20 protein-coding genes, 2 tRNA genes and 1 rRNA gene are annotated in these 20,239 nt (G+C 60.2%); 9 read left to right on the top strand and 14 right to left on the bottom strand.

Features of this window, described 5'->3' with window-relative positions:
• The 4 genes from U9R80_RS24835 to tyrS form a co-directional block, all read right to left on the bottom strand.
• Positions 1 to 76: transfer RNA gene (locus U9R80_RS24835), tRNA-Ala, on the bottom strand.
• 10 nt (positions 77 to 86) lie between these two features.
• A tRNA-Ile gene (locus U9R80_RS24840) sits at positions 87 to 163 on the bottom strand.
• A gap of 85 nt (positions 164 to 248) precedes the next feature.
• A 16S ribosomal RNA gene (locus U9R80_RS24845) occupies positions 249 to 1,785 on the bottom strand.
• Positions 1,786 to 2,379: 594 nt separating this feature from the next.
• A complete protein-coding gene (gene tyrS, locus U9R80_RS24850; RefSeq protein WP_301842114.1) occupies positions 2,380 to 3,579 on the bottom strand; it encodes a tyrosine--tRNA ligase in 1,200 nt (399 codons plus the stop codon).
• Between the two features lie 210 nt (positions 3,580 to 3,789).
• On the opposite strand from tyrS, the gene U9R80_RS24855 reads away from it, so the two are divergent.
• Both U9R80_RS24855 and U9R80_RS24860 read left to right on the top strand, forming a co-directional pair.
• Positions 3,790 to 5,223 carry a peptidoglycan DD-metalloendopeptidase family protein gene (locus U9R80_RS24855; protein WP_301842115.1) on the top strand — a complete coding sequence of 478 codons (1,434 nt, stop codon included), beginning with the start codon at positions 3,790 to 3,792 and terminating at the stop codon, positions 5,221 to 5,223.
• Positions 5,224 to 5,226: 3 nt separating this feature from the next.
• A complete protein-coding gene (locus U9R80_RS24860; RefSeq protein ID WP_301842117.1) occupies positions 5,227 to 6,318 on the top strand; it encodes an anhydro-N-acetylmuramic acid kinase in 1,092 nt (363 codons plus the stop codon).
• 61 nt (positions 6,319 to 6,379) lie between these two features.
• Here the strand turns inward: U9R80_RS24860 and erpA are convergent, their stop codons facing one another.
• Both erpA and argC read right to left on the bottom strand, forming a co-directional pair.
• Positions 6,380 to 6,730, bottom strand: a complete 351-nt coding sequence (gene erpA, locus U9R80_RS24865) for an iron-sulfur cluster insertion protein ErpA (protein WP_028942121.1) — start codon at positions 6,728 to 6,730, stop codon at positions 6,380 to 6,382.
• Positions 6,731 to 6,887: 157 nt separating this feature from the next.
• Positions 6,888 to 7,922: an N-acetyl-gamma-glutamyl-phosphate reductase gene (gene argC, locus U9R80_RS24870; RefSeq protein WP_128323465.1), complete on the bottom strand. Its 1,035-nt coding sequence runs from the start codon at positions 7,920 to 7,922 to the stop codon at positions 6,888 to 6,890.
• Positions 7,923 to 8,065: 143 nt separating this feature from the next.
• Between argC and hemJ the strand changes: the two genes are divergently transcribed.
• The 6 genes from hemJ (at position 8,066) to U9R80_RS24900 (ending at position 12,472) form a co-directional block, all read left to right on the top strand.
• Entirely contained in the window at positions 8,066 to 8,491 is a 426-nt protein-coding gene (gene hemJ / locus U9R80_RS24875) for a protoporphyrinogen oxidase HemJ (RefSeq protein ID WP_301842121.1), read from the top strand.
• A 33-nt stretch (positions 8,492 to 8,524) separates the two neighbouring features.
• Complete coding sequence (locus U9R80_RS24880) at positions 8,525 to 9,481, top strand: NAD(P)H-dependent flavin oxidoreductase (protein ID WP_301842122.1); 957 nt, start codon at positions 8,525 to 8,527, stop codon at positions 9,479 to 9,481.
• 44 nt (positions 9,482 to 9,525) lie between these two features.
• Positions 9,526 to 10,299 (top strand): SDR family NAD(P)-dependent oxidoreductase, encoded by a 774-nt coding sequence (locus tag U9R80_RS24885; RefSeq protein ID WP_301842123.1) that lies wholly within the window; start codon positions 9,526 to 9,528, stop codon positions 10,297 to 10,299.
• Positions 10,300 to 10,371: 72 nt separating this feature from the next.
• Complete coding sequence (locus tag U9R80_RS24890) at positions 10,372 to 10,710, top strand: histidine triad nucleotide-binding protein (RefSeq protein ID WP_028942126.1); 339 nt, start codon at positions 10,372 to 10,374, stop codon at positions 10,708 to 10,710.
• A 65-nt stretch (positions 10,711 to 10,775) separates the two neighbouring features.
• Entirely contained in the window at positions 10,776 to 11,423 is a 648-nt protein-coding gene (gene coq7, locus U9R80_RS24895) for a 2-polyprenyl-3-methyl-6-methoxy-1,4-benzoquinone monooxygenase (protein ID WP_274114483.1), read from the top strand.
• Positions 11,424 to 11,431: 8 nt separating this feature from the next.
• Positions 11,432 to 12,472, top strand: a complete 1,041-nt coding sequence (locus tag U9R80_RS24900; RefSeq protein WP_301842127.1) for a DUF2157 domain-containing protein — start codon at positions 11,432 to 11,434, stop codon at positions 12,470 to 12,472.
• Between the two features lie 68 nt (positions 12,473 to 12,540).
• Here U9R80_RS24900 and U9R80_RS24905 read toward each other — a convergent pair whose 3' ends face one another.
• Positions 12,541 to 12,963, bottom strand: coding sequence for an OsmC family protein (locus U9R80_RS24905; protein WP_301842257.1), 423 nt, complete (start codon positions 12,961 to 12,963; stop codon positions 12,541 to 12,543).
• Between the two features lie 190 nt (positions 12,964 to 13,153).
• Between U9R80_RS24905 and crp the strand changes: the two genes are divergently transcribed.
• On the top strand, positions 13,154 to 13,798 hold the full coding sequence (gene crp, locus U9R80_RS24910) for a cAMP-activated global transcriptional regulator CRP (protein ID WP_301842129.1): 645 nt from the start codon (positions 13,154 to 13,156) through the stop codon (positions 13,796 to 13,798).
• Here the strand turns inward: crp and U9R80_RS24915 are convergent.
• The 7 genes from U9R80_RS24915 to rpe form a co-directional block, all read right to left on the bottom strand.
• A complete protein-coding gene (locus tag U9R80_RS24915) occupies positions 13,795 to 14,499 on the bottom strand; it encodes a lipoate--protein ligase family protein (RefSeq protein WP_301842130.1) in 705 nt (234 codons plus the stop codon). The two genes, crp and U9R80_RS24915, sit on opposite strands and share 4 nt — an antisense overlap.
• Before the next feature lie 53 nt (positions 14,500 to 14,552).
• On the bottom strand, positions 14,553 to 15,389 hold the full coding sequence (gene trpC, locus U9R80_RS24920; RefSeq protein WP_301842131.1) for an indole-3-glycerol phosphate synthase TrpC: 837 nt from the start codon (positions 15,387 to 15,389) through the stop codon (positions 14,553 to 14,555).
• Positions 15,386 to 16,435, bottom strand: coding sequence for an anthranilate phosphoribosyltransferase (gene trpD, locus U9R80_RS24925; RefSeq protein WP_301842132.1), 1,050 nt, complete (start codon positions 16,433 to 16,435; stop codon positions 15,386 to 15,388). The genes trpC and trpD overlap by 4 nt, the downstream gene beginning before the upstream one ends.
• A gap of 9 nt (positions 16,436 to 16,444) precedes the next feature.
• Entirely contained in the window at positions 16,445 to 17,038 is a 594-nt protein-coding gene (locus U9R80_RS24930; RefSeq protein ID WP_301842133.1) for an aminodeoxychorismate/anthranilate synthase component II, read from the bottom strand.
• Between the two features lie 52 nt (positions 17,039 to 17,090).
• Complete coding sequence (gene trpE / locus U9R80_RS24935; RefSeq protein ID WP_301842134.1) at positions 17,091 to 18,572, bottom strand: anthranilate synthase component I; 1,482 nt, start codon at positions 18,570 to 18,572, stop codon at positions 17,091 to 17,093.
• A 69-nt stretch (positions 18,573 to 18,641) separates the two neighbouring features.
• On the bottom strand, positions 18,642 to 19,460 hold the full coding sequence (locus U9R80_RS24940; RefSeq protein WP_301842136.1) for a phosphoglycolate phosphatase: 819 nt from the start codon (positions 19,458 to 19,460) through the stop codon (positions 18,642 to 18,644).
• Complete coding sequence (rpe, locus tag U9R80_RS24945) at positions 19,457 to 20,131, bottom strand: ribulose-phosphate 3-epimerase (RefSeq protein ID WP_301842138.1); 675 nt, start codon at positions 20,129 to 20,131, stop codon at positions 19,457 to 19,459. The genes U9R80_RS24940 and rpe overlap by 4 nt, the downstream gene beginning before the upstream one ends.
• Positions 20,132 to 20,239 lie beyond the last annotated feature (108 nt).

Consider the following 20,239-nt stretch of genomic DNA (forward strand, 5'->3'; position numbering starts at 1 on the left):
TGGTGGAGCCAAGCGGGATCGAACCGCTGACCTCCTGCGTGCAAGGCAGGCGCTCTCCCAGCTGAGCTATGGCCCCAACAAGAAACTGGTGGGTCTGGGCAGATTCGAACTGCCGACCTCACCCTTATCAGGGGTGCGCTCTAACCAACTGAGCTACAGACCCAGTTAAGAGCTGTTACCGATATCGTCTTCTTCAATGAATCAAGCAATTCGTGTGGGAGCTTATAAGACAGCTGATGTCTGTCGATTAAGGAGGTGATCCAGCCGCAGGTTCCCCTACGGCTACCTTGTTACGACTTCACCCCAGTCATGAATCACACCGTGGTAACCGTCCTCCCGAAGGTTAGACTAGCTACTTCTGGTGCAACCCACTCCCATGGTGTGACGGGCGGTGTGTACAAGGCCCGGGAACGTATTCACCGCGACATTCTGATTCGCGATTACTAGCGATTCCGACTTCACGCAGTCGAGTTGCAGACTGCGATCCGGACTACGATCGGTTTTGTGAGATTAGCTCCACCTCGCGGCTTGGCAACCCTCTGTACCGACCATTGTAGCACGTGTGTAGCCCAGGCCGTAAGGGCCATGATGACTTGACGTCATCCCCACCTTCCTCCGGTTTGTCACCGGCAGTCTCCTTAGAGTGCCCACCATTACGTGCTGGTAACTAAGGACAAGGGTTGCGCTCGTTACGGGACTTAACCCAACATCTCACGACACGAGCTGACGACAGCCATGCAGCACCTGTGTCAGAGTTCCCGAAGGCACCAATCCATCTCTGGAAAGTTCTCTGCATGTCAAGGCCTGGTAAGGTTCTTCGCGTTGCTTCGAATTAAACCACATGCTCCACCGCTTGTGCGGGCCCCCGTCAATTCATTTGAGTTTTAACCTTGCGGCCGTACTCCCCAGGCGGTCAACTTAATGCGTTAGCTGCGCCACTAAAATCTCAAGGATTCCAACGGCTAGTTGACATCGTTTACGGCGTGGACTACCAGGGTATCTAATCCTGTTTGCTCCCCACGCTTTCGCACCTCAGTGTCAGTATGAGCCCAGGTGGTCGCCTTCGCCACTGGTGTTCCTTCCTATATCTACGCATTTCACCGCTACACAGGAAATTCCACCACCCTCTGCCCTACTCTAGCTCGCCAGTTTTGGATGCAGTTCCCAGGTTGAGCCCGGGGATTTCACATCCAACTTAACGAACCACCTACGCGCGCTTTACGCCCAGTAATTCCGATTAACGCTTGCACCCTCTGTATTACCGCGGCTGCTGGCACAGAGTTAGCCGGTGCTTATTCTGTCGGTAACGTCAAAACACTAACGTATTAGGTTAATGCCCTTCCTCCCAACTTAAAGTGCTTTACAATCCGAAGACCTTCTTCACACACGCGGCATGGCTGGATCAGGCTTTCGCCCATTGTCCAATATTCCCCACTGCTGCCTCCCGTAGGAGTCTGGACCGTGTCTCAGTTCCAGTGTGACTGATCATCCTCTCAGACCAGTTACGGATCGTCGCCTTGGTGAGCCATTACCTCACCAACTAGCTAATCCGACCTAGGCTCATCTGATAGCGCAAGGCCCGAAGGTCCCCTGCTTTCTCCCGTAGGACGTATGCGGTATTAGCGTTCCTTTCGAAACGTTGTCCCCCACTACCAGGCAGATTCCTAGGTATTACTCACCCGTCCGCCGCTGAATCGAAGAGCAAGCTCTTCTCATCCGCTCGACTTGCATGTGTTAGGCCTGCCGCCAGCGTTCAATCTGAGCCATGATCAAACTCTTCAGTTCAATACTGCTTGGGTTTTGAGAAAACCCTAAACTTGGCTCAGCAATCTCAAATGACTTCTTTGAAATCTTTCGACTTCTCGTGTAGTCACTTGTGATGCTGATAATCTTTTTGACTATCAGCCTGAGCTCACAAGCACCCACACGAATTGCTTGATTCGATTGTTAAAGAGCGGTGGCTGAAGTCTTTCGCTTCAACCGAGGCGCGCATTCTACGCCTTCCTCAGAGTGTGTCAAGCGTTCATTTTGAAGTTTTTCAGAATTTCTCTTTCAACTTCAACCGCTTAACTCGCTGCGATCTCTCGTCAGCGGGAGGCGAATTCTACAGCGTTTCAAGTCGCTGTCAACTGCCTTTTCACCGCTGCCGATCTTTCGATCGAAGCCCCTCCAGCACTACCTGAAACCGCTAACTCTTTGAAACTCAAGGAGTTTTCGATTCCGACTACGCCGGAAGTGGGGCGAATTATAGACAGATCCGCAGGGGCGTCAATGACTTATTTCAACTTTGTTTCGACAGCGGCGTTTTGGCTATAAGAAGCAAGCTTCAAGCGCCAAGTAAAAGCAGGGGCGCTACGCGCCCCTCTATATATAGCTAACTCACTCGGCCTTGAGCGTAATACGCGCGAAGGCTTTCTTGCCCGCCTGGCAAACATGGGTAGCGCCCAATGCGAACACAAAACCGCGATCAACGACTTCACCGTCTACGCGAACGCTGCCAGCCGCGAGCAAATCACGAGCCGCCGCCGAGTTCTTGACCAGGCCTGCCTTATTAAGGACAGCGGAGATCGGCATCTCTTCACTTGCGAGCACCTCGACCTCGGGCAGATCTTCCGGCAGCTCGCCTTCCTTCATACGGTTACCTGCCGCACGATGAGCATTGGCCGCAGCCTCCTCCCCATGGAAACGAGCAACGATTTCTTCCGCCAGCTTGATCTTGATGTCGCGCGGATTCGCACCCGCAGCCACATCAGCGCGGAACGCATCAATCTCTTCCATCGAGCGGAAGCTGAGCAGCTCAAAGTAGCGCCACATCAACGTATCCGGGATCGACACCAGCTTGCTGTACATCACACCCGGCGCCTCCTGGATACCCACATAGTTACCCAGCGACTTGGACATCTTCTTGATGCCATCAAGCCCCTCGAGCAGCGGCATGGTCACGATGTTCTGCGCTTCCTGACCATAGGCACGCTGAAGCTCGCGCCCCATCAGCAAGTTGAACTTCTGGTCGGTACCACCCAGCTCGACGTCACACTCGAGCGCGACAGAGTCGTAGCCCTGCACCAGCGGGTAAAGGAACTCGTGGATAGCGATTGGCTGGTTGGTCGTGTAGCGCTTATCGAAATCATCGCGCTCGAGCATACGCGCCACGGTGTACTGCGAAGCCAGGCGAATGAAATCGGCCGGCGTCAGCTTGTCCATCCAGGTGGAGTTGAAGGCGACTTCGGTCTTGGCCGGGTCGAGAATCTTGAACACCTGCTGCTTATAGGTCTCGGCGTTATCCAACACCTGCTCACGGGTCAGTGGCGGACGCGTGGCACTCTTGCCGCTCGGATCACCGATCATGCCGGTGAAGTCACCGATCAGGAAAATGACCTGATGCCCCAGATCCTGGAACTGGCGCAGCTTGTTAATAAGGACGGTGTGCCCCAAGTGCAGGTCGGGCGCGGTCGGATCGAAACCCGCCTTGATCCGCAGCGGCTGCCCACGCTTGAGCTTCTCGACCAATTCGGACTCTACCAGTACCTCTTCCGCACCACGCTTGATCAGCGCTAGCTGCTCTTCAACCGACTTCATAACAGACCCGCAAGGCTCAGATTCAAAGGGCCCCAACCATACAAGATCAGCCATCAATTACAAGTTTTTGCCCCGGATGTGACCTCGAAGCCGACTGATGACGTCTGCGCGCTTGCGCCGAAGGGGATTTGGTTATATTTTATACAGTTATTTCATCTTCATCATGTCATTCATCTTTTCCAATTCATCTATTTCAAAGTCAATTCATCTATGACCAACGAACCGCCTAAAGCGCCCCCGCTTTATCCGAAGAGCCATCTGTTGGCCGCAAGTGGCATCGCCGCCTTACTCAGCCTGGCCTTGCTGGTGTTCCCCTCCAGCGAGGTAGAAGCCAAGAAGACCACCCTCAACCTGGAACTGGAGAGCCCTGCCGAGCAGCTCAAACAGGAACCGGAAGCACCGCTGACCCAGAACGCCAGCGCCGCCGACACCTCTCCATTCGCCCAGATCGAAGATGGCGCCGCGCCCGCGCAGAACACCGCCAAGGTCGAGCCTGCACCTGCGCCGGTTCCCGCGCCGGAAGCCGCCCCTGCCAAGGACCCAAGCCACCGCGAAGTCACTGTCAGCCGCGGTGACACCCTGTCGACCCTGTTTGCCAAAGTAGGCCTGCCCTCCTCCGCCGTGCATGAAGTACTGGCGAGCAACAAGCAAGCCAAACAATTCAGCCAGCTCAAAAGCGGCCAGGTACTGGAGATCGAGCTGGACAAGGACGGCAAACTGGCCAGCCTGCACAGCAAGGTCAGCAACCTTGAAACCATCCGCCTGACCAAAAGCGCAAACGGTTACGCGTTCAACCGCGAGATCAGCAAGCCGGTTGTTCGCTCTGCCTACGCACACGGTGTGATCAAGAACTCGCTATCGGCTTCCGGTCAGCGCGCCGGGCTGCCACACAGCCTGACCATGGACATGGCGCGGATCTTTGGCTACGACATCGACTTCGCCCAGGACATCCGCCAAGGTGACGAATTCGACGTCATCTACGAGCAGAAGGTCATGGACGGCAAGGTTGTCGGCACAGGCAATATCCTCTCTGCCCGCTTCACCAATCGCGGCAAGACCTTCACTGCCGTTCGCTACACCAACAAACAGGGCAACACCAACTACTACACCGCCGACGGCAACAGCATGCGCAAGGCCTTCATCCGTACCCCGGTTGATTTCGCCCGCATCAGCTCGCGCTTTTCAGCAGGCCGCAAGCACCCGATCCTGAACAAGATCCGCGCCCACAAAGGCGTCGACTATGCAGCGCCGCGCGGCACGCCAATCAAGGCAGCCGGCGATGGCAAGGTACTGCTGGCCGGACGTCGTGGTGGCTACGGCAATACCGTGATCATCCAGCACGGCAACCGCTACCAGACGCTTTACGGGCACATGCAGGGCTTCGCCAAAGGCGTGAAGACCGGCGGCACCGTCAAACAGGGCCAGGTTATCGGCTACATCGGCACCACCGGCCTGTCGACCGGTCCGCACCTGCACTACGAGTTCCAGGTCAATGGCGTCCACGTCGACCCACTGGGCCAGAAGCTGCCGATGGCCGACCCCATCGCCAAGGCTGAGCGCCAGCGCTTCCAGCAGCAGAGCCAACCCCTGGTTGCACGCATGAACCAGGAAAAGGCCACCATGCTCGCGTCCAACAAGCGCTAAGCGATGGCCCTTTATCTGGGAGTGATGTCCGGGACCAGCCTTGATGGCCTGGACATCGCATTGATCGAGCAAGAGCAGCACACCCGGCTGCTCGCCACCCATTACATCCCCATGCCCGCCAGCCTGCGCCAGGATCTTTTGGCCCTGTGCGCCAGCGGCGCCGACGAGGTCGCTCGCGCCGCCCTTGCCGAAAACCAATGGGTACGCCTTGCCGCCCAAGGCATCGAGCACTTGCTGGCTGCGCAAAACCTCAAGCCAGCAGATGTCCGCGCCATTGGCAGCCACGGCCAGACCATTCGCCATGAGCCAGCGCGCGGGTTTACCGTGCAAATCGGCAACCCGGCGCTGCTTGCCGAGCTCAGCGGCATCTGTGTGGTGGGGGATTTTCGTCGCCGCGATGTGGCCGCCGGAGGCCAGGGCGCACCGTTGGTGCCTGCCTTCCATGAAGCCCTGTTCGAGCATCAGGGGCAGCGTCTGGCGGTGCTTAATGTCGGCGGATTCAGCAATCTCAGCCTGATAGAGCAGGACAAGCCGGTCAGTGGTTTCGACTGCGGCCCTGGCAACGTACTACTCGACGCCTGGATTCATGAGCAACAAGGCCACAGCTACGACGCCGACGGCGCCTGGGCCGCCAGTGGCAACGTCGACCCGGGTCTGCTTGGCGCCCTGCTCAGCGATCCTTTCTTCGCCGGCACCGGTCCCAAAAGCACCGGTCGCGAAGTGTTCAACCTGCCGTGGCTCAAGCAGCACCTGGCAACACTGCCGGCAATTGCAGCTATGGACGTCCAGGCAACGCTGCTCGAGCTTACCGCTCACAGCATCGTCAGCTCCCTGCAGGTCGCCCAACAGGACACCCAGGCACTGTTGGTGTGCGGTGGCGGCGCCCACAACAGTGCACTGATGCGTCGCCTGGCGGCGCTGCTGCCTGAAGCCCGGGTCACCAGTACCGCGGCCCATGGTGTTGATCCTGACTGGGTCGAGGCCATGGCCTTCGCCTGGCTGGCCCATTGCTGCCTGCAAGGCGTTCCGGCCAACCGCCCAAGCGTCACTGCTGCCCGTGGCTTGCGGGTGCTTGGCGCCATCTACCCGGCCTGACCCGCAAAACGCAAAACGCCGCGCTAATGCGCGGCGTTTTGCGTTGTAACCTACCCTGCGATCAAATCGAGAACGATGAGCCGCAACCACAGGTGGTGCTGGCATTCGGATTCTTGATGACGAAACGCGAGCCTTCCAGGCCTTCCTGGTAATCCACTTCGGCTCCTGCCAGGTATTGGAAGCTCATCGGATCGACCACCAGAGCCACGCCTTCGCGCTCGACGATGGTGTCGTCTTCGGCGACGTCTTCATCGAAAGTGAAACCGTACTGAAAACCCGAGCAACCGCCGCCTGTCACGAACACTCGCAACTTCAGGCGATCATTGCCTTCTTCATCGACCAGGGTCTTCACCTTGTGCGCTGCACCCTCTGTGAACTGCAAAGCCACTGGGGTGAAGGATTCGACGCTCATGCTGACTATCTCCCGGCGCTATGCCGCCATAATGCGTGATGACGCGCATTATCCGCTTCTCCGAGAAAAGCGGTCAACAATACATAAGCCGCAAGGGGAACGCTGCAAGCCATAAGTGGATCGCGGATCGCTTGGCTTGCAGCGTTTGGCCTCGGGGTTAGGGCAGCAAGCCGGCGTGGGAAAGACCCATGCGCTCGTCCAGCCCAAACAGGATGTTGAGGTTCTGTACAGCCTGGCCGGAGGCACCTTTGACGAGGTTGTCGATCACCGACAACACCACCACCAGGTCACCATCCTGCGGCCGGTGCACGGCGATGCGGCAGACGTTGGCGCCACGCACGCTGCGGGTTTCCGGATGGCTGCCGGCCGGCATTACGTCGACGAACGGCTCATCGGCATAGCGCTTCTCGAACAGTGCCTGCAAGTCGACCGAGGTGTCGGCGACTGTTGCGTACAGGGTGGAGTGGATGCCGCGAATCATCGGCGTCAGGTGCGGTACGAAGGTCAGGCCGACGTCGCCCCCGGCAGCCCGGCGCAGGCCCTGGGTGATTTCTGGCAGGTGGCGGTGGCCTTTGACTGCATAGGCTTTCATGCTTTCGCCGGCTTCGCAGAACAGTGAGCCGACCGAGGCGCCGCGGCCGGCACCACTGACACCCGACTTGCAGTCGGCGATCAGGCGCGAAGCATCGGCGATACCAGCCTCCAGCAAGGGCAGAAAACCCAGCTGGGTCGCTGTCGGGTAGCAACCCGGAACGGCGATCAGGCGCGCCTGGCGAATCTGCTCGCGGTTGACCTCCGGCAAGCCGTAGACCGCATCCTTGAGCAACTCCGGTGCGCCATGGGGCTGGCCGTACCATTTGGCCCACTCATCAGCGTCCTGCAGGCGGAAGTCGGCAGACAGGTCGATAACCTTGGTGCCCGCTGCCAGCAACTCACCGGCCAGCGCATGGGCAACACCGTGGGGCGTGGCAAAGAAGACCACATCGCACGCGGCCAGGGTCTTCACGTCCGGCACGCTGAAGGCCAGGCCGTCATAGTGGCCACGCAGGTTCGGGTACATGTCAGCGACCGCCAGGCCAGCTTCGGAGCGCGAGGTGATGACCGCCACCTCAGCCTGTGGATGCTGTGCCAACAGACGCAGCAGCTCGACCCCGGTGTAACCCGTGCCGCCGACGATACCGACCTTGACCATAACGCGTGCCCCTTATCAACGAACCGACTGGAAAGCCCACGATAATAAGGGCCGCGGCACTGCCCTCACAACTGTTGAGATGGCCCGCCAGGCGCCTAGCCTCTACTATCTGACGACCGTGAACCCTGAAGGAACTCAACCTCATGCTTTTTCTCTGGATCAAAGCCCTGCATATCGTCAGCGTGGTCTGCTGGTTTGCCGGCCTGTTCTACCTGCCACGGCTATTCGTCTATCACGCCCAGAGCCAGGACAGCATCAGCCAGGAACGTTTCGTCACCATGGAGCGCAAGCTGTACCGCGGGATCATGGGACCGGCAATGATTGCCACGTTCATCTTCGGTATCTGGCTGCTGAGCCTGACCCCGGGCTTCCTGAGCCAGGGCTGGATGCATGCCAAGCTCACCCTGATTGTCCTGCTCACCGGTTATCACCACATGTGCGGCGCCCAGCTCAAGCGCTTCGCCCGCGGTGAAAACACCCGCAGCCATGTCTACTATCGCTGGTTCAATGAAGTGCCGGTGCTGATCCTGCTCGGCATCGTAATTCTGGTAGTGGTCAAACCGTTCTGACCTCCGTTATCACTCAGCCTCGGGAAACCTGTCATGTCATTGCCTGCCCTGCTTGAACAACGCTTGCGCCTGCCAGTGGTTGCAGCGCCGATGTTTCTGATCTCCAACCCGCAACTTGTCCTGGCCTGCTGCGCCAATGGCGTGGTCGGTAGTTTCCCCGCGCTGAACCAGCGTGATAGCGCCGGTTTCAAGGCCTGGCTCGAAGAGATCGAGGCCGGCCTTGAAGCCCTGGACAACCCGGCCCCGTATGCGGTCAACCTGATCGTCCATCAGAGCAACCCGCGCCTGCAGGCAGACCTGGCGATCTGCGTAGAGCACAAAGTACCGATCGTGATTACCAGCCTGGGTGCAGTGAAAGAGCTGGTCGATGCCGTGCACAGTTATGGCGGCCTGGTGTTCCATGACGTGACCACTCGCCGGCACGCCGAGAAAGCCGCCGAGGCAGGCGTCGATGGCCTGATTGCCGTGGCTGCCGGCGCTGGCGGCCATGCCGGCACCTGGAGCCCGTTCGCCCTGCTCGCCGAAATCCGCCAGTTCTTCGATAAAACCTTGCTGCTGGCCGGCTGCCTGAACCGTGGCCACGAGATTCTTGCCGCGCAACTGCTCGGCGCTGACCTCGCTTACCTCGGGACGCGCTTTATCGCCACCCACGAAAGCCGCGCCCCGGACGGCTACAAAGAAATGATGCTGGGCGCCAAGGCAGCCGATATCATCCACACCGCTGCGGTTTCCGGGGTGCCGGCCAGTTTCATGCGCCAGAGCCTGGAAAACGCCGGCTTCGACATGGCAGCCCTGCGCGCCAATGTCGAAACCAAGCTCAAACCCATTGATGACGAAGCCAAGGCCTGGAAAACCGTCTGGTCTGCCGGGCAAGGTGTCGGCGCCATCGACGCGCTGTGCTCCACCGAGCAGTTGATCGCCCGCCTGGACGCCGAATACCGCCAGGCCCAGGCCTCTGCCGCAACCCTGAGCCAGCGCTGGCCCGGCTGACTCCTGTAAACTCTGCGCCCTGCCCCTAGCCACTGGAGAACTGCATGACCCGTTACGCCATGATCACCGGTGCCTCCAGCGGTCTGGGCCTGGCACTGGCCGAAGCACTGGCACGCCGGGGGCGCAATCTGATTCTGGTGGCACGTCAGCGCGACCTGCTCGAAAGCATTGCCATCGAGCTGACCCAACGCTTTGGCGTCGAAGTGCTGTTCCGCGCCTGCGACCTGGGTGAGCCTTTGCGCCTGTCCGGCTTTTTGCTTGAGCTCGAAGAAGGCGAGCGGCAGATCGACTTACTGGTCAACTGCGCCGGTATCCGCACCTATGGCCCGTTCCTGGCCCAGGAGTGGGGCGACGAACAGGACCTGATCGAGGTCAACATCCTCGCCCTGACACGCCTGTGTCATGCCTTGGGCAATGCCATGGCCTTGCAAGGCGGCGGCCAGATTCTCAACGTCGCCTCGCTGGCCGCCTTTGCGCCTGGCCCCTGGATGACCAGCTATGCCGCCAGCAAGGCCTATGTGCTGAGCTTTTCCGAAGGCCTGCGCGAAGAGCTCAAGCGCACCGGCATCAAGGTGTCCGTTCTGTGCCCGGGCCCGGTTCGTTCACCGCTGCGCCGCATTCCTCGCCTGGAGAAAGGCCAGCGCTGCCTGAGCCCAGAGGAAGTGGCGCTGTACACCGTTCGAGCACTGGATAAAAACCGCGCCCTGATCATTCCCGGTCGACGCAATCGCTGGCTGGCCTTCAGCCCACGCCTGATCTCCCGCTGGCTGGCCCGCAAGATCGCCGGCGTCATCAATCAGGCCTATTGCCCGCGTTAACCGGCCCAGGGCTGGGCGCCGACCCACAGCCTGAGTACACTCAGGCCCGACCCCCATCATGGAGCAACCGTAGTGGAAACTCTGTTCACCAAGATCATCAACCGGGAGATCCCGGCCAAGATCATCTACGAGGACGACCAGGTTCTGGCCTTCCACGATATCGCCCCGCAGGCACCGGTGCATTTTCTGGTTATCCCGAAAAAGCCCATCCGTACGCTGAACGACCTGACGGAAGAAGACAAAGGCCTGGCCGGACACATCCTGTTCACCGCCCAGCGCCTGGCCAAGGAACTGGGCTGTGAAGACGGTTTCCGCGTGGTCATGAACTGCAATGAACTGGGTGGCCAGACCGTCTACCACATTCATATGCACGTGCTGGGTCAGCGCCAGATGCACTGGCCACCGGGCTGATCCAGGGCAAGCCCGATCAACTCGATTGCGGTAAACTGTCGGGCACATTCTTGCGGAGGTGCCCGATGGCTACCGAACGTCACTATTCGCCGCTCGACCGCTTGTTGCTGCAGGCCGATACCGCCATGCGCACCTTGCTTCCCTTCAGCGGCCAACCTTCCCGCCCCTCGCCGGCCATCATCCAGCCGGACGTCGACCTGGACGATACCCAAACCCGCCACGTGGCCGGGCTGATGCGTATCAACCACACCGGTGAAGTCTGCGCCCAGGCGCTGTACCAGGGCCAGGCCCTGACCGCCAAGCTGCCGCAGGTACGCAAGGCCATGGAGCACGCCGCCGAAGAAGAAATCGACCACCTGGCCTGGTGCGAACAACGCATCCGCCAACTGGGCAGTCATCCCAGCGTGCTCAATCCGCTGTTCTACGGCATGTCGTTCGGCATCGGCGCGCTGGCCGGCCTGGTCAGCGACAAGGTCAGCCTGGGGTTCGTCGCCGCTACCGAGCATCAAGTGTGCAAGCACCTGGACGAGCACCTGGAGCAGATCCCGGCCGAGGATGAAAAATCCCGGGCTATCCTTGAACAGATGCGCGTTGACGAAGAACAACACGCCGAGTCAGCCCTGGAGGCTGGCGGCTTCCGCTTCCCAGCTCCCGTGCGCTTTGGGATGAGCCTGATGGCCAAGGTCATGACCAAGAGCACCTACCGCATCTAGGACACGCCATGACGGAACGCTTCGATGCCAAGGACCTGGCCCGCGCCGTCAGCGCAGGCGTTCTGAACCCCGGCCAGGACCAGGCCCTGCTGGAGTTTCTCAAGCGCCAGCCAACGACTCGCGCCAGTTTCCAGCTGGCCCATGTGGCCTTCTACTTCGGTGCCCTGTTGATCATGGGCGCCATGGGCTGGCTGCTCAGCGAGGCCTGGATGCGCATAGGCGACAGCGCCCTGCTGATCATCTCCCTTCTTTATATTGGTGGCCTGACCGCCGCCGGGCTGCTCATGCAGCGGCGCGGCCAGGTGATTCCTGCCGGCGTACTGGCAGCCGTTGCCGTCAGCATCGTGCCCTTGGCTGTATTTGCCATCGAGCGGCTCACCGGCTTCTGGCCGCTGGACGACAGCCAGAGCAACTACCACAACTACTACACCTACGTGCAGGGCGGCTGGCTGTTGATGGAAGCCGCTACGGTTGTCGCCGGCTTGCTGATGCTGCGCCTGATTCCCTTCCCCTTCATCGTGATGCCGATTGCCGGGGCGCTGTGGTTCATGTCCATGGACCTGAGCGAGTGGGCCTACGGCGATGCCTTCAACTGGGACCAGCGGCTCACTGTTTCCCTTTGGTTCGGTCTGGGATTGCTGGTGGTCTTTCTGGTGATCGACGGCCGCACCCGGCAGGACTATGCCTTCTGGGGCTACCTGGCAGGCTTGCTGGCGTTCTGGCTGGGGCTGAGCCTGATGGAAAGCGACAGCGAGCTGAACAAGGCGCTTTACTGCTTGATCAATCTTGGCTTGATGGGTGTGGCGGTGTTGCTGCGCAGGCCCATGTTCATGGTTTTCGGGGCCTTGGGTGTGGCCGCGTACCTGGGTTACCTGTCGTATGAAGTGTTTGCCGAGTCCCTGCTGTTCCCGGTGGTGCTGACCTTGATCGGCCTGGGCGTCATCGGGTTGGGGCTGCAGTACCAGAAACATCGTGAGGGGCTGAGCACACGCTTTCGTGCGTGCGTACCCAGTGGCTTGCTGAAACTTCTGCCGGGCCTGCGCCGCTAACCCGATTGCGGGGCAAGCCCACTCCCACACAATCTGTAGGAGCGGGCTTGCCCCGCGATGCATTCAAATCAACCGAGCTCAATAATCTCGTAGCTATGGGTGATGTCCACTCCTGCCCGCCCGAGCATGATCGAAGCCGAGCAGTACTTCTCTGCCGACAACTCCACCGCACGCTTGACCTGCGCGTCCTTCAGGCCACGACCTTTGACCACGAAGTTCAGGTGGATCTTGGTGAACACCTTCGGATCCTCGCTGGCGCGCTCTGCCTCGAGGAAGGCTTCGCAGCTTTCTACGGCCTGACGGGATTTTTTCAGGATGCTGACCACATCGAAGTTGCTGCAACCACCCAGGCCCAGCAAGAGCATTTCCATGGGCCGCACGCCCAGGTTGCGACCGCCTGCTTCGGGTGGGCCGTCCATGACCACGACATGGCCACTACCCGATTCGCCCAGAAACATGGCTTCGCCTGCCCACTGGATACGTGCCTTCATCATCCGGACTCCCCTGCTAGAAAAAAGGCTGCCAGCTTAGACCCAGAAGGGCTGGTGGAAAAGCTCAAGTGCAAAGTGAATTCTGCCGATACACCAATAAGTGTCTGATAAGCTGACGCCAAATCACTGGCGCTTTTGGCCAGACTACCTATAAAAGTGTTCACGCGTTGCCTCTTACCGGGATTCAGCCATGGTTGCTTCAGCCCTTTCAGCCAAGATCAAGAACATCGACAAGCTGCTCGCCCACTGCCAGCGGCGCCGCTACGCGGCCAAAAGCAACATCATCTGCGCCGGCGACAAGGCCGAGACGCTGTCATTTATCGTCAAGGGTTCAGTGACCATCCTGATCGAGGACGATGACGGCCACGAGATGATCATCGCCTACCTCAATAACGGCGACTTTTTCGGCGAGCTGGGCCTGTTCGAGCAATCAGGGCAGGAGCAACAGCGCAGTGCCTGGGTCCGCGCCAAGAGTGAATGCGAAGTGGCGGAAATCAGCTACGAGAAATTCCGCGAACTGGCGCGCCAGGACCCAGACATTCTTTATGCCCTGGGCAGCCAGATGGCCCAGCGCCTGCGCAATACCACGCGCAAGGTCGGTGACCTGGCCTTCTTCGATGTCACCGGACGCGTCGCCCGTTGCCTGCTGGAACTGTGCAAACAACCCGACGCCATGACCCACCCCGATGGCATGCAGATCAAGATCACCCGCCAGGAGATCGGTCGAATCGTGGGTTGCTCGAGGGAGATGGTCGGCCGCGTACTCAAGGATCTTGAAGAACGCAGCCTGGTTCACGTCAAAGGCAAGACCATGGTGGTCTACGGCACCCGTTAGTCCCGGGCGATGCCTTTGATCACTTCGGCGTAAGCCTGGCCGAGGCGTTCGAGCAACGGCGCCTCGGGAACCACTTCGTGCAAGGCGATGTGGCTGTCGGCCTGGCAACGCTGCTCCAGTTCGCAACACTCATTGAAGCGGTTGACCGCTGCCACCATCGACTCGCGCTCGTTATCGAGCAACAAGGCACCGTGCACCAACACCACCGGACGCTTGCCACCCAGGCCCTGGCGCCAGCGCTGGGCGGTTCCCACCAACTTGCGGCCATTGAGGTTGACGTTGTAGCGACCGTCACAGAACGCGCCCTCGATCTCGCCCACCGAAGCCAGACCGCCCCACTCGCGCAATACCTCGCACAATGGCAAACACAGACGCTCGTAGGCATTCTCGATACGACCGTGATCGCCTTCGCTACGCGGCGCCACATAGACCAGCGCAATATTGATCACCGCGGGCGACTGCGGCACCGGCTCGCCGCCGGTTTCACGCAAGAGTACCGGCCAACCGGCAATCGCCAGCTCTGCACAGGCCGCCTCGAATCCCTCCAGACGACTCATGCGCCGCGGCATGACCAGGGCATGGTCGGTCGGGCGCCAGAACAACACGCCGTTGTCTTTTTCACCCTTGCACACCGCCGCCAGCAATTCTTGCTCGGCATGCAGGCCGGCCTCGACAGTCACATCCATTAGTTGATCAGTCATTGCGATAACCTTGTAGGTACAAAAAAGCCGGCAATGCCGGCTTCAACGTTGAATCAGTCCAGTCCTTGAACCGGATTCTGCACCGCCCGCTCGGGGAAGAACAGACGTTGCAGTTCCAGGCCCGGGTGCTCGGCACGCATGAAGGCTTCACCCACCAGGAACGAATACACCTCGTTGATTTCCATCAGCTCGACATCGGCACGGTTGAGAATGCCGCTCTCGGTGATGGCCAGGCGATCACGGGGGATGCGCGGCAACAAGTCGAGGGTGGTCTCAAGGCTGAAATCGAAGGTGTGCAGGTTTCGGTTGTTGACGCCGACCAACGGGGTATCGAGGGTTTTCAGTGCGCGCTCCAGCTCGTCGCCGTCGTGCACTTCAACCAGCACATCAAGACCGACGCTTTTGGCCGTGGCCGCCAGCTCTGCCATTTTCACATCGTCCAGCGCCGCCACGATCAACAGCACACAATCGGCGCCCAGGGCACGGGCTTCGACGATCTGGTAGGGATCGATCATGAAGTCCTTGCGGATCACTGGCAGCTTGCAGGCCGAGCGGGCCTGTTGCAGGTAGCTGTCGGCACCCTGGAAGTAATCTACGTCGGTCAGTACCGACAGGCAGGTCGCCCCGCCTTTTTCGTAGCTGACGGCGATCTCGGCGGGTACGAAGTGCTCGCGGATCACGCCTTTGCTCGGGGAGGCCTTCTTGATTTCGGCAATCACCGCCGGCTGCTTGCGCTTGGCCTGCTCGATCAGTGCGTTGGCAAAACCGCGCGGCGCATCGGCACCCGCGGCCAGACGCTCCAGTTCGGCCAGGCTGACCCGGGCGCTGCGCTCGGCAACTTCCTGCACCTTGCGAGCCAGGATGTTTTCCAGAACCGTCGGCACACTCATCCTTCATTCTCCTGCTTGAATACGGCGGTGAACGCGCCCAGTTCTTCGAGTTTTTCCCGGGCAAGGCCGGTGTGCAGTGCATCGTGCGCGAGCTCGACGCCTTGCTTGAGGGTCATTGCGTGATCAGCGGCATACAGCGCAGCGCCGGCATTGAGCACGATCATTTCGGCCGCCTTCTGACCGTTCTCGGTCTTGCGCCGCCCCAGGGCATCGCGGATCAGCTCCAGGGACTTGGCCGGGCTTTCCACGGCCAGGCCGTGCAGGCTCTGGCTCTTCATCCCGAGGTCTTCGGGCTCGACCCAATACTCGGTGATCTGGCCGTTCTTCAGCTCGGCGACGAAGGTAGGCGCGGCCAGGCTGAACTCATCCAGCCCATCCTTGGAATGCACCACCAGCACATGCTTGCTGCCCAACCGCTGCAGCACTTCGGCCAATGGCCGGCACAGTGCCTGGGTGAACACGCCGACCACCTGGTGCTGCACACCGGCCGGATTCGTAAGCGGGCCAAGCATGTTGAACAGGGTACGCAGCCCCAGGTCACGGCGCGGGCCAGCGGCGTACTTCATCGCTTTGTGGTGGGTCTGGGCGAACATGAAACCGATGCCGACGCTGTCGATGCAACGCGCCACCTGCACGGGCGTCAGGTTCAGGTAGATACCGGCAGCTTCCAGCAAGTCGGCGCTGCCGCTCTTGCCCGATACCGCACGGTTGCCATGCTTGGCCACGGTGCAGCCGGCGGCGGCAACCACAAAGGCCGAAGCGGTGGAGACGTTGAAGATGTTGGCACCATCACCGCCAGTGCCGACCACATCGACCACTTGATCGAGGGTGTTGAGTTCGACCTTGTCGGCCAGCTCGCGCATCACCGAAACCGCACCGACGATTTCGTCGATGCTCTCGCTCTTCATGCGCATGCCCATCATGAACGCACCGATCTGCGCTTCACTGCACTGGCCAGTCATGATCTCGCGCATCACATCGCGCATTTCTTCGGTGCTCAAGTCCAGGTGGCCGACGATGCGGCTGAGCGCGTTCTTGATATCCATGATCAATCCTTAACGGCGGCCGCCGGTCTGCTTGAGGAAATTGGCGAACAGCTCGTGGCCCTGCTCGGTGAGGATCGACTCGGGGTGGAACTGCACCCCTTCGATATTCAGCTCTTTATGGCGAAGGCCCATGATTTCGTCCACCGAACCGTCTTCAAATGCGGTCCAGGCGGTCAGCTCCAGGCATTCAGGCAGGGTTTCGCGCTTGACCACCAGCGAATGGTAGCGGGTCACGGTCAGCGGATTGTTCAGGCCGGCAAACACGCCCAGGTCTTTATGCAAAACCGGGCTGGTCTTGCCGTGCATCACTTGGCGGGCACGTACCACATCGCCGCCAAAGGCCTGGCCGATGGACTGGTGGCCCAGGCACACGCCAAGAATCGGCAGTTTGCCGGCAAAGTGCAGGATGGCTTCGATGGAAACACCCGCTTCGGTCGGCGTGCACGGGCCGGGGGAGACCACAATGCGCTCGGGGTTCAGGGCTTCGATCTGGGCGATGGTCAGTTCGTCGTTGCGAATGACCTTGACCTCTGCACCCAACTCGCCGAGGTACTGCACGACGTTGTAGGTGAAGGAGTCGTAGTTGTCGATCATCAGTAGCATCTGGGTTCAACCTCTAGAATCAATTTCGCCGGGTGGACAGGCGTGGTTTCGATCAGCTGCGCGGCGTTTGTTCAGCCAGCGCTACCGCCCGGAACATCGCCCGGCGCTTGTTGATGGTTTCTTCCCATTCCAGTGCAGGTACCGAGTCGGCGACAATGCCACCACCGGCCTGTACATGCAGCTCGCCATCCTTGATGACCGCGGTACGAATTGCGATGGCGGTGTCCATGTTGCCGTTCCAGGCAAAGTAACCGACGGCCCCACCATAGACCCCGCGCTTGACCGGCTCCAGTTCGTCGATGATCTCCATGGCGCGAATCTTCGGCGCCCCGGACAAGGTCCCGGCCGGCAGGATGGCGCGCAGCGCATCCATCGCGCTCAGGCCTTCCTTCAATTCACCGGTGACGTTGGAAACGATGTGCATGACGTTGGAGTAACGCTCGATCACCATTTTCTCAGTGACCTTGACGGTACCCGTCGCCGACACGCGACCGGCATCGTTGCGGCCCAGGTCGATCAGCATCAGGTGCTCGGCGATTTCCTTGTCGTCCGACAGCAGGTCTTCTTCCAGCGCCTGATCGGCTTCTTCAGTAGCCCCGCGTGGTCGGGTGCCGGCGATCGGCCGGACGGTGACCAGATTGTCTTCGACCCGTACCAGCACCTCAGGCGAGCTGCCGACTACATGGAAGTCGCCGAAATTGAAGAAGTACATGTACGGCGTCGGGTTGAAGCAACGCAGCGCCCGGTACAGGTCGATGGGCGCTGCCTTGAAGTCGATCGACATGCGCTGGGACGGCACCACCTGCATGCAGTCACCGGCCAGGATGTACTCCTTGATGGTGTCGACCGCACGCTCGTAGTCGGCCTGGGTAAAGCTTGAGCGGAACGCCGGCTCCGCAGCAGGCGGGCCACCGAGCTCCAGGCCACGACGCGGGGTGATGGGCTGGCGCAGTTGCTCAAGCAGGCCTTCCAGTCGTGCCAGACCGTTTTCGTAGGCGCTTTCCTGGGCCGGGTCGACCAGCACGATGGCGTGCATCTTGCCCGCCAGGTTGTCGAACACCACTACCGCATCGGAGACCATCAGCAGGATATCGGGTACGCCCAGCGGGTCCGGGTTCGGGCACTTGCCCAGGCGCCGCTCCACATAGCGCACGCAGTCATAGCCGAAGTAGCCGACCAGGCCACCGTTGAAGCGCGGCAGACCGGCAATGGTCGGCACCTTGTAGCGTTCCTTGAAGCTTTCGACGAACGCCAGTGGATCTTCCACTTCGTGCTGTTCGATCTGCACACCGTCGTGGGTGATCCGCACCTGATGATCATGCACACGCATGACAGTGCGGCATGGCAGGCCAATGATCGAGTAACGCCCCCACTTCTCGCCGCCCTGCACCGATTCGAGCAGGTAGGAGTTGGGTTGGTCAGCCAGTTTCAGGTAGATCGACAGCGGCGTGTCGAAGTCGGCCAGGGTCTCGCAGGCCAGGGGAATGCGGTTGTAGCCTTCAGCGGCCAGGCGCAGGAATTCTTCGCGGGTCATGATAGCCTCGTGGCAAGCAGCAATTGGGTCGAACAGGCAAACGGGCCGGCAACGGCCGGCAGAGAAAAGTCAGGCGCGCCAACGCCAACGGGCCAGGGCCTTGATAACTTTCATCCAGAGTTTGCCGGTAACCGCCACGATGGAATCTCGATCTGAGGGGGATTGAACGTCAGCCAACGTTATCCCAGTGGCCGGATCTAAGCAACCAGGCAACAGCGCGCGCAGGTCATCAATGACCAGGCAAGGTGTTTCTTCGCTGATGGGACGACCGTGGTTGTAGCCATAGGTCAGGCCTACGCACTTGACGCCAGCGGCCTTGGACGCCAGCACATCACTGCGTGAGTCGCCGACGAACAGCGCCTGCTCGGCCGGTACACCCGCCATTTTCATCACGAATAACAGGGCTGCCGGATCGGGCTTTTTCTGTGGCAGGGTATCGCCACCGATGATCCAGCGAAAATATCGACCAATCTTCATCTGGTCGAGCAAGGGGCCCACAAAGCGCTCCGGCTTGTTGGTGATCAGGGCCATCTCGACACCCTGCTTGTGCAGCCACTTGAGGGTATCGCGTACACCGGGGTAGACCACGGTCAGTTCATGGCTCCTGGCATAAGCCTGCATGAACAGTTCGAGGGCTTTTTCCGCTTCGTCGTCATCGACACCGGTGTGGTCGAGGCCGCCAGCCAGCGCCCTGCGCACCAACACCGGGGCACCATTGCCGACCCAGTGGCGAACAGCCTCAAGGCCGGCGGGCGGGCGTCCCAATTCGAGCAGCATGTGATCCACCGCCGCAGCCAGGTCGGGTACCGAGTCGATCAGAGTACCGTCCAGATCGAACATCACCAGCCTGGGCAGAGCGCCGGGGAACAGCTGCTCGAAGCCACTCATGCGCAGGCCAGGGCCAGTTCGGCATGCATCTTGGCGATGACTTCCTTGTAGTCCGGCGCGTTGAAGATCGCCGAGCCTGCAACAAAGGTATCGGCGCCAGCAGCGGCAATTTCACGAATATTGTTCACGTTCACGCCACCGTCGATTTCCAGGCGGATATCACGACCGCTGGCATCGATCAGCGCGCGCGCTTCACGCAGCTTGTCGAGGGTGCCGGGGATGAACTTCTGGCCACCAAAGCCTGGGTTGACGCTCATCAACAGGATCATGTCGACCTTGTCCATCACGTACTTGAGGGTGTCGAGCGGGGTTGCCGGGTTGAACACCAGGCCGGCTTTGCAACCACCGTCGCGAATCAACTGTAGCGAACGATCGATGTGCAGGCTGGCTTCCGGATGGAAGGTAATGTAGCTGGCGCCCGCTTCGATGAAGTCGCCGATGATGCGGTCGACCGGGCTGACCATCAGGTGTACGTCGATGGGTGCGGTGACGCCGTATTTACGCAGCGCGGTGCAAACCATCGGGCCGATGGTCAGGTTGGGTACGTAGTGGTTGTCCATCACGTCGAAGTGGACGATGTCGGCACCAGCGGCCAGGACGTTGTCGACTTCCTCGCCCAGGCGAGCGAAATCGGCAGAGAGGATGGAGGGGGCAATAGCGTAGGGCTGCATGGCGCACCTGTAGGGCAGAATCACGGTGGCGCGCATTGTACCTCAGTGAATCGGTCTGGGGCTGACCGACATCAAATCGCGGGGCAAGCCCGCTCCTGCGGCAGGAGC

This window comes from Pseudomonas sp. JQ170C, assembly GCF_035581345.1.
Classification (GTDB): Bacteria; Pseudomonadota; Gammaproteobacteria; order Pseudomonadales; family Pseudomonadaceae; genus Aquipseudomonas.

What these genes read in the sequence shown, in the direction of transcription:
- tyrS (WP_301842114.1), bottom strand. Translation starts at nt 3,579, where the DNA reads ATGAAGTCGGTTGAAGAGCAGCTAGCGCTGATCAAGCGTGGTGCGGAA.
- U9R80_RS24855 (WP_301842115.1), top strand. Translation starts at nt 3,790, where the DNA reads ATGACCAACGAACCGCCTAAAGCGCCCCCGCTTTATCCGAAGAGCCAT.
- U9R80_RS24860 (WP_301842117.1), top strand. Translation starts at nt 5,227, where the DNA reads ATGGCCCTTTATCTGGGAGTGATGTCCGGGACCAGCCTTGATGGCCTG.
- erpA (WP_028942121.1), bottom strand. Translation starts at nt 6,730, where the DNA reads ATGAGCGTCGAATCCTTCACCCCAGTGGCTTTGCAGTTCACAGAGGGT.
- argC (WP_128323465.1), bottom strand. Translation starts at nt 7,922, where the DNA reads ATGGTCAAGGTCGGTATCGTCGGCGGCACGGGTTACACCGGGGTCGAG.
- hemJ (WP_301842121.1), top strand. Translation starts at nt 8,066, where the DNA reads ATGCTTTTTCTCTGGATCAAAGCCCTGCATATCGTCAGCGTGGTCTGC.
- U9R80_RS24880 (WP_301842122.1), top strand. Translation starts at nt 8,525, where the DNA reads ATGTCATTGCCTGCCCTGCTTGAACAACGCTTGCGCCTGCCAGTGGTT.
- U9R80_RS24885 (WP_301842123.1), top strand. Translation starts at nt 9,526, where the DNA reads ATGACCCGTTACGCCATGATCACCGGTGCCTCCAGCGGTCTGGGCCTG.
- coq7 (WP_274114483.1), top strand. Translation starts at nt 10,776, where the DNA reads ATGGCTACCGAACGTCACTATTCGCCGCTCGACCGCTTGTTGCTGCAG.
- U9R80_RS24900 (WP_301842127.1), top strand. Translation starts at nt 11,432, where the DNA reads ATGACGGAACGCTTCGATGCCAAGGACCTGGCCCGCGCCGTCAGCGCA.
- U9R80_RS24905 (WP_301842257.1), bottom strand. Translation starts at nt 12,963, where the DNA reads ATGAAGGCACGTATCCAGTGGGCAGGCGAAGCCATGTTTCTGGGCGAA.
- crp (WP_301842129.1), top strand. Translation starts at nt 13,154, where the DNA reads ATGGTTGCTTCAGCCCTTTCAGCCAAGATCAAGAACATCGACAAGCTG.
- U9R80_RS24915 (WP_301842130.1), bottom strand. Translation starts at nt 14,499, where the DNA reads ATGACTGATCAACTAATGGATGTGACTGTCGAGGCCGGCCTGCATGCC.
- trpC (WP_301842131.1), bottom strand. Translation starts at nt 15,389, where the DNA reads ATGAGTGTGCCGACGGTTCTGGAAAACATCCTGGCTCGCAAGGTGCAG.
- trpD (WP_301842132.1), bottom strand. Translation starts at nt 16,435, where the DNA reads ATGGATATCAAGAACGCGCTCAGCCGCATCGTCGGCCACCTGGACTTG.
- U9R80_RS24930 (WP_301842133.1), bottom strand. Translation starts at nt 17,038, where the DNA reads ATGCTACTGATGATCGACAACTACGACTCCTTCACCTACAACGTCGTG.
- trpE (WP_301842134.1), bottom strand. Translation starts at nt 18,572, where the DNA reads ATGACCCGCGAAGAATTCCTGCGCCTGGCCGCTGAAGGCTACAACCGC.
- U9R80_RS24940 (WP_301842136.1), bottom strand. Translation starts at nt 19,460, where the DNA reads ATGAGTGGCTTCGAGCAGCTGTTCCCCGGCGCTCTGCCCAGGCTGGTG.
- rpe (WP_301842138.1), bottom strand. Translation starts at nt 20,131, where the DNA reads ATGCAGCCCTACGCTATTGCCCCCTCCATCCTCTCTGCCGATTTCGCT.